We start from the raw sequence: 10,776 nt of genomic DNA, 5'->3' as shown, positions 1-10,776 counted from the left end.
GTATCCCCAGAGTTGTCCACACTTGTGCGTAAAGGTACGCAGCACGGTCCGCCCGGCTCGCGGCGGGGCCGCCCGGTCGGGTTGTGTGTGGGCTCGGTCCTGGTAGGGACGATCGTTACGCCCGCCGCGGAGCAGCGGGAAAGCGGACGCTAGCAGCAGCGGCCCGCCGGACGGCCCTCGGGGCGGCCGGGCCGGGGGCGGTTTGACCCCCTCGAAACGCGCTGCGTACCCTTGACTCTCGGACACTGGTCAGGACGTGCATGTCGCCCGTCCACCACCGCTCCCGTTCGCACGCGGGGAGTGTGGCGGCCGGTGACCCACGAACCAGTGCCAGTGACCGTAGAGATCATCGGCGTCGCAGGGCGCCTGCGAGCCGCCGACCAGGAGAGCCGACCGTGAGCAAGCGTACTTTCCAGCCGAACAACCGCCGCCGGGCCAAGACGCACGGTTTCCGGCTTCGCATGCGCACCCGTGCCGGCCGGGCGATTCTCGCCGCGCGCCGCCGCAAGGGGCGCACCAACGTCTCGGCCTGACGGCCGGCACCCCGACCGGCCAGCGCCGTGTTGCCGGCACATGCCCGGCTCACCCGCCGGCCAGACTTCGCTTCGACGATCCGGAACGGCCGACGCGCCGGACGGTCGAGGCTGGTGGTGCATCTCGACCCGACCCGCCCCGGCGGCGTGCCAGAGCACGCTTCGCCGCGGGCGGGTTTCGTCGTGAGCAAGGCCGTCGGCAACTCGGTCGTCCGGCACCGGGTGACCCGGCGTCTGCGACACCTGGTGGCCGACCGGCTGGGCACGCTCCCGGCCGGTACGGCGCTCGTCGTCCGTGCGTTGCCGCCGGCCGGTACCGCGACATCCGCCGAGCTCGGTGCGGACCTGGACTCGGCGCTGCGGTCGGCGAGCCGTCCGCGCCGGCCGAAGTCCGGTCGCCCGGGCGCCCGGGCGACCGCCCCCGCGCCGACGGCGCTGCCGTAGCCGAGGAGGACGTGGTGAGCGAGGAACGTGATGCCGTCGCCCGCGATCCCGGCTGCCCCGGCGACGCGGACCCGCCTGCCCCCCGCGCGGGGCTCGGCGCCAGGGCGGCGATGGCGGCGGTCCGCTGGTACCAGGTCTGGATCTCTCCGAACCTGCTGCCGAGCTGTCGCTTCCAGCCCAGCTGCAGTGCCTACGCGGTGGAGGCGCTCGGGACCCACGGCCTCGTCCGCGGCCTGGGGCTCACCGCATGGCGGTTGCTGCGCTGCGGCCCGTGGCACCCTGGCGGGTGGGACCCCGTGCCGCCGCGGCGGCGTCGCGGCACACCGCCGACCGGTCGGGACCCCGGCCAGGCGTCCACCGACCCGTCCTGAACCGAAGGCCTCCAGACGGCGCGGCCCGCCGCACAGCGGGCCCGACCCGAGACCCCGAGGAGCAACACACCCGTGCTGGACTTCATCTACTACCCCGTCAGCTTCATCATGTGGGTCTGGCACAAGGTGTTCGGCTTCGTGCTGGGCGAGGACAGCGGTATCGCCTGGGTGTTGTCGGTGGTGTTCCTCGTCTTCACCCTGCGGCTGATCCTCTACAAGCCGTTCGTCAGCCAGGTCCGCTCCATGCGCAAGATGCAGGAGATGGCGCCGGAGATGCAGAAGCTCCGGAAGAAGTACGCCAACGACCGGCAGAAGCTCGCCACGGAGATGCAGAAGCTCCAGCAGCAGAACGGCGCCAACCCGATCATGGGTTGCCTGCCGATCCTGGTGCAGATCCCGGTCTTCATCGGCCTGTTCCACGTGCTGCGTGAGTTCAAGCCGGGCAAGACCGAGAACTACGTGTTCAACGCCGCGGAGAACGCGTCGTTCGTCGACTCCGACTTCTTCGGCTCGAAGCTCGGCGCCGCGATCTGGCCGCTGCAGAACACCTCGTCGGTCACCGAGGTCGGCGGGAACCTGGTCTCCCAGTGGATCGTGATGGTCCCGCTGATGATCATGGCCGGTATCTTCACGCACGTCACCGCCCGGCACTCGGTCGCTCGCCAGCAGGCGCAGATCGCGGCGGGCACCGCCGCGGCGAACCCGCAGGCCGAGATCATGCAGAAGCTGATGCTCTACGTGTTCCCGATCGGTGTCGTGGTCGGTGCGCCGTTCCTGCCGCTCGCCGTCCTCTTCTACTGGGTCGCGAACAACCTCTGGACGCTCGGCCAGCAGTGGCTCGTCTACCGCCGGATCGACGCCGAAGAGGCCGAGAAGGAGCAGAAGGCCACCGAGTCGGCGAAGGCGCTCGCGCCGCGCCCCGGCCAGAAGCCGATCCGCAAGGACGAGAAGGGCACCGCGAAGGACGTCCGCGAGATCGCCGACGAGCCGTTGGACGCCGATGCCGGCTCGACCGGCACCGCGCAGGGCTCGGACGGTGCCTCCGCCGACGGCGGATCGGCGAACGGTTCCACCGCGAACGGCACGAAGAACGGCTCGAGCACGAACGGTGCCGCGAAGAACGGGAACGGAGCCGGCGGAAAGAAGCCGGGAGCGAAGCCCGTGCAGCGACGCCAGGGAACGAAGTCCAAGCGCGGCAAGCGCCGCTGACCCCCGACCCGCGACGCCCGACGGCCCCGGCGGACCCCACCGTCGCGCGGGCCCGGCGTCGCGAACCTGCTTACCCCAGCGAGAGGAGATCCCGTGTCCACCACTGCTCAGGACGGCGGCGTCCAGGACAAGCCGTCCGGCGACGACCTGCTGATCCAGGAGGGCGACGTCGCAGGTGACTACCTGGAGCGTCTGCTCGACATCCTGGACTTCGACGGCGACATCGATCTCGACGTCGACGGCGGCCGGGCCATCGTCAGCATCGAGGGCGCCGACGGTGACACCGACCTGGAGAAGCTGGTCGGCGACAAGGGCGCGGTCCTGGAGAGCCTTCAGGAGCTCGCCCGGCTCGCGGTGCAGCAGCAGCTCGGCAGCCGCAGCCGGCTGATGCTCGACGTGGCGGGATGGCGCAAGCGCCGCCGCGACGAGCTGACCGACCTGGGCCTGGAGACCGCCCAGGAGGTCAAGCAGTCCGGGCAGTCGGTCCGGCTCCGTCCGATGACCCCGTTCGAGCGCAAGGTCGTTCACGACGCTGTCGCGACGGTGAAGGGCGTCATCAGCGAGAGCGAGGGCGAGGAGCCGCGCCGGCAGGTCGTCGTCCACACGAAGTGAGCGCCGACGGGGTTGCGACCCCGGACGTCGCCGCAGCGGTGTTCGGCGAGCGGCTGCCGTTGGCGGTCCGCTACGTCGAGCACCTGGCGACGTCCGGGATCGAGCGCGGGTTGATCGGGCCGCGTGAGCGGGACCGGCTGTGGGACCGGCACGTGCTGAACTGCGCGGTGCTCGCAGAGGTGGTACCGCCGGACGCGAAGGTGGTCGACGTCGGGTCCGGTGCGGGTCTGCCCGGGATACCGTTGGCGCTGGCCCGCCCGGACCTGCGGATCGTTCTCGTGGAGCCGCTCGCCCGGCGGGTCGACTGGCTGGACGAGGTGATCACGGACCTCGGCCTCGACATCCCCGTCGAACGGGGGCGTGCCGAGGAGCCTTCCGTTCTGCGACGATGGGAGGGCGCCGACGTGGTCACCGCCCGCGCGGTCGGGCCGCTCGCCCGGCTCGCTGGGCTGTGCCTCCCGCTGTTGCGGACCGGTGGTGCGATGCTGGTGCTGAAGGGTGCCTCCGCTCCGGAGGAGATCGCGCGGGATGTGGACGCGGTCCGGGTCCTCGGGGGCGGCGACGCCCGGATCCACCAGTGCGGGGCCGGCGTCGTCGATCCGCTCACCACGGTGGTCGAGATTCCGCGTATCGGCGCGCCCCGCCGCAACCGGAGGAAACAACGGCGATGATGAGCAGGACACCGTCCTCGGCTGTTCCACGTGAAACATCACCAGGGGAATCGACGGAGAGAGGGCTGCGCGTGAGTCTCGGTTGGACCCCCATCGCGGACGAGGCCGAACGTGCTGCCCGCGTCCTGCATCCCGATCGGCACGGCATGCCCCGGCCCGCCGAGCGTCGTGTCATGACCGTCGCCAACCAGAAGGGTGGCGTCGGGAAGACCACCAGCACCGTGAACCTGGCCGCCGCACTGGCGATGCACGGGATCCGTGTCCTGGTGATCGACCTCGACCCGCAGGGCAACGCGAGTACCGCGCTCGGCGTCGAGCACCGCACCGGGACCCCGTCGGTGTATGAGCTGATGCTCGGCGAGATCCCCCTCGAAGAGGCCGCGGTCACCAGCACGGCGTCCCCGAACCTGCTCTGCGTGCCGGCGACCATCGACCTGGCAGGCGCCGAGATCGAACTGGTCAGCATGGTCGCCCGGGAGTCCCGGCTGTCGCAGGCGCTGGCCGACGAGCACCTGGACAAGCTGGACGTCGACTACGTGCTGATCGACTGCCCACCGTCGCTCGGGCTGCTGACGGTGAATGCGCTCGTCGCGGCGTCCGAGGTGCTCATCCCGATCCAGTGCGAGTACTACGCGCTGGAGGGGCTCGGTCAGCTGCTCAGCAACATCGACCTGGTCCGGTCGCACCTCAACACCGCGCTGCACGTCTCGACGATCCTGTTGACCATGTACGACGGACGGACCAAGCTGGCCGACCAGGTCACCTCCGAGGTCCGTCAGCACTTCGGCCCGACGGCGCTGCGGACCGTGATCCCCCGCAGCGTGAAGGTCTCCGAGGCGCCCGGCTACAGCCAGACGGTGCTGGAGTACGACCCCGGTTCGCGCGGCGCGATGAGCTACGTCGACGCCGCCCGCGAGATCGCCGAGCACGGGGCCTCCGGTGCCTACCGTGCGGGCGGGCGCTGAGATGGCAGAACGCAAGGGTGGCCTCGGGCGCGGCCTGGCCGCGCTGATCCCCACCGCTCCGGTGGACGACGGCCCGGGGCCCGGGAGTGGGTCCGGTGCCCCGATGCACCGGCCGGACCGGTCCACGCGCCGGGACGGTCACGAACCCGAGACCTCGGTCGTCGACGGCGGGGCCGAGTACCGGGAGATCCCGCTGAAGCGGATCGTCCCGAACCCGAAGCAGCCGCGAACCCAGTTCGACGAGGAACAGCTCGCCGAGCTGGAGCACTCGATCCGCGAGTTCGGGTTGCTGCAGCCGATCGTCGTCCGCCGGGCCGGCCGCGACTTCGAGCTGATCATGGGCGAGCGCCGGTGGCGAGCCGCCCAGCGGGCCGGCCTGGAGACACTGCCCGCGATCGTCCGGCACACCGGCGACGACGTGATGCTGCGGGACGCGCTGCTGGAGAACATCCACCGCGTCCAGCTGAACCCGCTCGAGGAGGCGGCCGCCTACGAGCAACTGCTCGCCGAGTTCGGGGTCACCCACGGCGAGCTCGCCGACCGGCTCGGCCGCAGCCGCCCGGTCGTCACCAACATGATCCGGCTGTTGAAGCTGCCGGTGTCGGTGCAGCGTCGGGTGGCGGCCGGCGTGCTGTCTGCCGGGCACGCCCGCGCGCTGCTCGGCCTGGAGGACGCCGGCCGGCAGGAGGAGCTCGCCACCCGGATCATCGCGGAGGGGATGTCGGTCCGCGCGACCGAGGAGGCCGTCGTGCTCGCCCGGCAGGACGGGCCGGCGCGCGAGCCCCGCACCCGCAAGCAGGGTGTGCAGCGTCCCGAGTTCACCGACATGGCCGATCGGCTGTCGGACACCTTCGACACTCGGGTCAAGGTGGAGATGGGTCAGCGCAAGGGCCGGATCGTCGTCGAGTTCGGCTCGGTCGAGGATCTGGAGCGGATCACCGGAATGATGGGCCTGGGCGACCAGAGCTGAGCCCCTCCCCTGCCGTCCGGCAGGCACGATCTGAGGGCGCTCTGGATCGGCCGCTGAGCGACCGGGGCCGGGGTTTCCACACGAGGACCCCGGAGTCGTCCTGGAGTTGCTGAGGGGCGATCTCAGGGTCTGTTCGGTCGGATGGGCCGGGGTCTGGGCGGCGATGTGCACGGATTTCACCCGGTGGATCCGTTTCGGCCGCGCTCTGGGCTGCTGTTGATCACCTTGCGGTCCACAGTGGTCGCATGAGGACGGGCCGGCGGGTCTTCGCTGGCGTCCCGGCGAATCCGAGCGGTCGGGAGCTGATCCGTGGCGGGGCCTTCGGTCCGCGCGGAGGTTCAGCCGGGAAGTCTCGGGATCGCGGCGAGTCGGAGCGGCGGCGGACTGACTGTGAGCTCCGCGGACCCGGATGGGGTCTGCGGGCTCGGTCCGGGGAGTCGGCTCGGGTTTCGAGGTCCACGGGAACGTGGCAGTCCGGTGGGCTCGGTCGGCGGGGCCGGCATGGCGTGAGCCCTTGTGGGCGCGTCGGCTCGGCGGGCATGTTCGACGGAACTGTCGCGGACCGCGCTGCCACAGTGTCCGGCCGAGGGGCGTCGGAATCCGCGGTTGCGTGGGCTCGGCCGGCGTGGACCGCGCGAGCAGGTGGCCGATCCGGTTCTGCTGGTCACCGATGTCGAGGCGCGTCCGTGGGTCTGCGCGATGCTGCAGAAGGTGGATGGGCGTCGCAGCCGATCCCGGTCCATGATCCCTGTCTTGGGAGTCCTGGTGCGTGTATCACGCTCGAGCACTCCCAAGACAGGGATCATGAACGGCGTGATCGGCTGGACCCGCACCTCGGCTCGACTCCGAGGTCGATTCGCGTGCGGCCGGTTTGTCGAGACGCACCCGGGAGGCGCTGGGCGCGGGGTGCGCCGGGTGGCCAGCGGGGTGCTGGTCGCTGTGGCTGCCACTGCGCGGACCCGAACGGCCGGCGCGTGATGGCACACCGCGGGTACCGGGTGAGGACGGCCGGGCGACACAGGACCGAGTGGCCCGGGATCAGGTGACGCGGACCGGGCGACCCGCGGCTGGGCGGGGACTGAACGGCATGGGGCCGGCGGTCCGGGTTCGGGCGGCGCTGGGATGGGTGGCCCGGACTGAGTGAGTCGCACCGGGTGGCCGGCGATCGGGCGGCGCAGGTCCGGGCTGCGCGGGACCGGGTGGTGCCGGACAGGGCGACCGCGGGACTGAGCGGCGCGAGCTGGGTGATCCAGGAGTGAGCGGCGCGGACTGCGCGATCCAGGACCGAGCGGCGCAGAGCGGGGTGGTCTTGGAAGGGGAGGGCGCTGGCGCGGCACCGAACAGGATGGCGTGGACCGGGGACCGGGGCTCGGATGGCACGAGCGAGGAGCCAGGGAGCCGGGTGAGTTCGGCCGGCGATCCGGGATCGGGCCCGCGCAGGGTCCACCGACGCGGGCCCCGGGCGATCCAGGACGCCCGACTCTCGGTGCGGCCGTCTCAGCCACACGGGCGTCCCGTGGTTTCACGTGAAACCCGGCGCCCGACCGCACTCCCCTACCTCGTACCAGGTTTCACGTGGAACATCTCAGCCCGGGCGCGAAGCGGCCCGCTCGACGAGCGCCTGGTACACCGTCGCCAGATCCGAGCCATCCGCGGTGACGGCGGTCGGCAGCAGCGACGTGTCGGTGAGGCCCGGCGACACGTTCATCTCCAGCACGTGCACGCGGCCTTCGTCGTCGACGATCGCGTCGGTCCGCGAGACGTCCCGCATGCCGAGCAGGCGGTGCGCGGCCAGCGCGGTCTCCGCGAGCGTTGCCAGCACATCCTCGGGCAATCGGGCCGGACAGTGGAAGCTGGCCGCCCCCGGGGTGTAGCGGCAGGTGTAGTCGTAGAAGCCGGACGGCACCTCGACCTCCACCGCGGGCAGCGCACGTGGCTCGGCGCCGTCGTGCACCACCGAGACCGCGACCTCGGTGCCGCGCACGAAGCGCTCGGCGAGCACGGTGTCGGCGTACGCGAACGAGCTGACCATGGCGGCCGGAAGCTCGGCGGCATCGCGCACGACCTGGACGCCGAGCGCGGACCCGCCCTGGTCGGGCTTGAGCACCAGCGGCAGCCCCAGCCGCTCGACGATCGCGCCGAGCACCCCCTGTGCGCCGAGCTCCCGGAACGTCGAATGTGGCAACGCGACCCAGTCCGGTGTCGTCAGCCCGGCACGGACCAGCTCCGCCTTGACGCTGGGCTTGTCCCAGGCCCGCCGGCAGGCTCCGGACGGCGTGCCCACGAACGGGATGTGCAGGAGCTCCAGGATCTGCTGGACGGCTCCGTTCTCCCCTTCGCCGCCGTGCAGCGCGACGGCGACGACATCCGGACGCTCCTTGCTCAGGCGGCCCAGCAGGGCGCCGTCGACGTCCCACTCCCGTACGTCGACGCCGTTCGCGCGTAGCGCGCCGGCGAGCCGGCGGCCGGACCGCAGCGACACCTCGCGCTCGTGGGACAGTCCTCCGGCCAGTACGGCCACCGTTCGATCGCTCACCCGGGCATTCTGCTCCATGCCCTACAGACGCGAACGCCCCGGACCATCCGGTCCGGGGCGTTTCACGTGAAACATGGGTCAGGTCGTGTCGGGCGCCGGGTTGTCCGATCCGCGCTTGAGCTCCGGACGGTCCGGCGTGCCGAAGGTGCGCACGACGTCGAGCTCCGCCTCCAGCACCGCTGCCAGCCGCCGGACGCCCTCGGTGATCCGCTCCGGCGTCGGGAAGCAGAACGACAGCCGCAGCTGCCGGCTACCGAAACCATCGGCGTAGAAGCCCGTTCCGGAGGCGTAGGCGACCCGTGCGGTCACCGCACGAGGCAGCATCGCCTTCGTGTCGACACCCGCGGGGACGGTGAGCCAGACGAAGAACCCGCCGTCCGGCACCGTCCAGCTGCACCCCTCGGGCAGGTAGGTCTCCAGCGCCGCGAGCATGGCGTCGCGCCGCTCCCGGTAGTTCTCGCTGAACGTCTTGATCTGGCTGCGCCAGTCGTGGTGCGACAGGTACCGGGACACGAGCATCTGCGTGAAGCTCGGCGGGCACAGCGTCGCCGACTCCGCGGCGAGGACGAGCCGGTCCCGCACCAGCGGCGGAACCAGCGCCCAGCCGACCCGCAGGCCGGACGCGAACGTCTTCGAGAACGACCCGAGGTAGATCACGTCCGGATCGAACGACCGCAGCGCCGGGTGCACCTCACCGGTGAAGCCGAGCATGCCGTACGGGTTGTCCTCGATCACCATCACGCCGTAGCGGCGGCACAGGTCGAGGATCTGCGGTCGCCGCTCGTGGGCGAGCGTCACGCCGGCCGGGTTGTGGAAGTTCGGGATCGTGTACAGGAACTTCGGGGTGATCCCCCGCCGGGACAGCGACTCGAGCGCGTCGTGCAGCAGATCGGGGACGAGCCCGTGCTCGTCCATCGCGACGTGCACGACCTGCGCCTGGTACGCGGCGAAGCTGCCCAGGGCGCCGACATAGGAGGGTCCCTCGGCCAGCACGACGTCGCCCGGGTCGATGAAGATCCGGGTGAGCAGGTCGAGGGCCATCTGCGAGCCGACCGTCACCACGACGTCGTTCGGGTCGCCCTCGATCCCCTCCTCCCGCATGACCTCGCAGATCTGCTCACGCAGCTGCGGGACCCCCTGCGCGGAGCCGTACTGCAGCGCGGTCATCCCGTCGACGTCGACCAGCTCGGCGACCTCGGAGGCGAGCGACTGCAGCGGCAGCGCGGCCAGGTTCGGCATGCCACCGGCCAGCGACACCACCTCGGGCCGGCTCGCGACGGCGAACAGCGCCCGGATCTCCGACGCCGTCATCCCGGCGGTGCGCGCCGCGAAGCGTTCGGTGGGAGGCAGCAGCGCCGGCGACGTGGACCCGGCCGGGAGCGGGGCCGCTACGGCGCCCTCCCCTGCCGCTGCGGCCGCCGCCGCTGCCGCGGTGCGGCGGGCGTCGGGCTGCTGCGGGCGATCGGGCGAGGCCATCGGGGTGCTCCCCTTCGACGAGATGAATGGTCGGCCGAGTGTAACCACGACGGGTGACAACGCTGCCCTTCGTCGTCGCGGAGGGACCGGTGGACCTGTCCGGGGTGACGGGGGCGCCGAATTCCGCTTACTCTCGAGGCAGGCGGATCGCCGGATCCATTGCGGGGACCGGATACAGCGACGGGGGCTGTTGCACCGGTCCGGAGGGCGACCTCCGGAGCCGATCGTTCCGCGGATGTGCGCGAGTCCCGCGCGACGACGACAGCCGGAGGTTCGTTCCGTGTCCTGGCATGTGGCCGCGCTCAACCTGGACAATCTGGGTGATCTCCCGAAACGCTGCCGGAACTGCGTCTACTGGGAGGTCTCCCCCAAGCTCGCCGAGCAGGCCGACGGTTACGGCACCACCGATCTGGAGAAGGAGGCCTGGCTGTCGGAGGTCCTCCTCGAGTGGGGATCCTGCGGCCGGGTCGTCTACGTCGGCGGCGCTCCCGCCGGATACGTACTGTTCGCACCGCCCGCCTCGGTGCCCCGTGCCACCGAGATGCCGACCGGTCCGGTCAGCGCGGATGCGGTGCTGCTCACCACGATGCAGGTGCTGCCGGAGTTCTCCGGCGAGGGGCTGGGCCGGGCACTCGCCCAGGCCGTCGTCAAGGAACTGGTGCGCCGCGGCGTGCGTGCGGTCGAGGCGTTCGGTGACGCCCGCCCCGGCACCGAGGCCGACTGCGTCGTCCCGGCGGACTTCCTCCGGTCGGTCGGATTCAAGACGGTCCGCCCGCACCACCGCTGGCCGCGGCTGCGAATGGAGCTCCGTTCCGGAATCGAATGGAAGTCCGACGTCGAAGCCGCTCTCGAACAGTTGTTCAACACGGTGACGATTCCGATGCAGGCCCCGGCGCCGATCCCGACGAAGACGCCCGTTCGCGCGGGGCACTGCCGGGCGTCGAACCAGGACTGAACAAACGTCAGCGGCGATCTCAGAGCCTTCTGAG

11 protein-coding genes are annotated in these 10,776 nt (G+C 71.4%); 9 read left to right on the top strand and 2 right to left on the bottom strand.

Going from position 1 to position 10,776, the window contains the following annotated elements; all coding sequences use genetic code 11:
* Positions 1-395 precede the first annotated feature (395 nt).
* The 8 genes from rpmH (at position 396) to Pdca_RS33750 (ending at position 5,775) form a co-directional block, all read left to right on the top strand.
* Complete coding sequence (gene rpmH / locus Pdca_RS33785; protein ID WP_085915072.1) at positions 396-533, top strand: 50S ribosomal protein L34; 138 nt, start codon at positions 396-398, stop codon at positions 531-533.
* 27 nt (positions 534-560) lie between these two features.
* A complete protein-coding gene (gene rnpA / locus Pdca_RS33780; RefSeq protein ID WP_085915071.1) occupies positions 561-977 on the top strand; it encodes a ribonuclease P protein component in 417 nt (138 codons plus the stop codon).
* A 14-nt stretch (positions 978-991) separates the two neighbouring features.
* Positions 992-1,348: a membrane protein insertion efficiency factor YidD gene (yidD, locus tag Pdca_RS33775; RefSeq protein ID WP_373865510.1), complete on the top strand. Its 357-nt coding sequence runs from the start codon at positions 992-994 to the stop codon at positions 1,346-1,348.
* Between the two features lie 72 nt (positions 1,349-1,420).
* Positions 1,421-2,557, top strand: coding sequence for a membrane protein insertase YidC (gene yidC / locus Pdca_RS33770; RefSeq protein WP_085915070.1), 1,137 nt, complete (start codon positions 1,421-1,423; stop codon positions 2,555-2,557).
* Between the two features lie 93 nt (positions 2,558-2,650).
* Positions 2,651-3,169 carry a Jag family protein gene (locus Pdca_RS33765; RefSeq protein WP_085915069.1) on the top strand — a complete coding sequence of 173 codons (519 nt, stop codon included), beginning with the start codon at positions 2,651-2,653 and terminating at the stop codon, positions 3,167-3,169.
* Positions 3,166-3,840, top strand: a complete 675-nt coding sequence (gene rsmG / locus Pdca_RS33760) for a 16S rRNA (guanine(527)-N(7))-methyltransferase RsmG (RefSeq protein WP_085915068.1) — start codon at positions 3,166-3,168, stop codon at positions 3,838-3,840. Before Pdca_RS33765 ends, rsmG begins: the two co-directional genes overlap by 4 nt.
* Positions 3,840-4,805 carry a ParA family protein gene (locus tag Pdca_RS33755; RefSeq protein WP_373865509.1) on the top strand — a complete coding sequence of 322 codons (966 nt, stop codon included), beginning with the start codon at positions 3,840-3,842 and terminating at the stop codon, positions 4,803-4,805. Before rsmG ends, Pdca_RS33755 begins: the two co-directional genes overlap by 1 nt.
* A 1-nt stretch (position 4,806) precedes the next feature.
* Positions 4,807-5,775: a ParB/RepB/Spo0J family partition protein gene (locus Pdca_RS33750; protein ID WP_085915086.1), complete on the top strand. Its 969-nt coding sequence runs from the start codon at positions 4,807-4,809 to the stop codon at positions 5,773-5,775.
* A 1,585-nt stretch (positions 5,776-7,360) separates the two neighbouring features.
* On the opposite strand, the gene Pdca_RS33745 is transcribed toward Pdca_RS33750, so the two are convergent.
* Together Pdca_RS33745 and Pdca_RS33740 are read right to left on the bottom strand one after the other, a co-directional pair.
* Positions 7,361-8,311 (bottom strand): D-alanine--D-alanine ligase family protein, encoded by a 951-nt coding sequence (locus Pdca_RS33745; protein WP_085915085.1) that lies wholly within the window; start codon positions 8,309-8,311, stop codon positions 7,361-7,363.
* A gap of 78 nt (positions 8,312-8,389) precedes the next feature.
* On the bottom strand, positions 8,390-9,787 hold the full coding sequence (locus Pdca_RS33740) for an aminotransferase-like domain-containing protein (protein ID WP_232021334.1): 1,398 nt from the start codon (positions 9,785-9,787) through the stop codon (positions 8,390-8,392).
* Between the two features lie 280 nt (positions 9,788-10,067).
* Between Pdca_RS33740 and Pdca_RS33735 the strand changes: the two genes are divergently transcribed.
* The gene (locus tag Pdca_RS33735) at positions 10,068-10,742 is read left to right on the top strand and encodes a GNAT family N-acetyltransferase (protein ID WP_166665884.1); all 675 of its coding nucleotides are present in this window, start codon (positions 10,068-10,070) and stop codon (positions 10,740-10,742) included.
* Positions 10,743-10,776: the final 34 nt, after the last annotated feature.

Source organism: Pseudonocardia autotrophica, assembly GCF_003945385.1.
Lineage (GTDB): Bacteria > Actinomycetota > Actinomycetes > Mycobacteriales > Pseudonocardiaceae > Pseudonocardia > Pseudonocardia autotrophica.
The sequence above is the reverse complement of the archived record's forward strand: the minus strand, read 5'-3'. Positions and strand labels throughout refer to the sequence as shown.

Bases quoted from the DNA above. Each gene is read 5' to 3' on its own strand.
- Pdca_RS33755 (WP_373865509.1), top strand. From the start codon at position 3,840: ATGAGCAGGACACCGTCCTCGGCTGTTCCACGTGAAACATCACCAGGG.
- Pdca_RS33750 (WP_085915086.1), top strand. From the start codon at position 4,807: ATGGCAGAACGCAAGGGTGGCCTCGGGCGCGGCCTGGCCGCGCTGATC.
- Pdca_RS33740 (WP_232021334.1), bottom strand. From the start codon at position 9,787: ATGGCCTCGCCCGATCGCCCGCAGCAGCCCGACGCCCGCCGCACCGCG.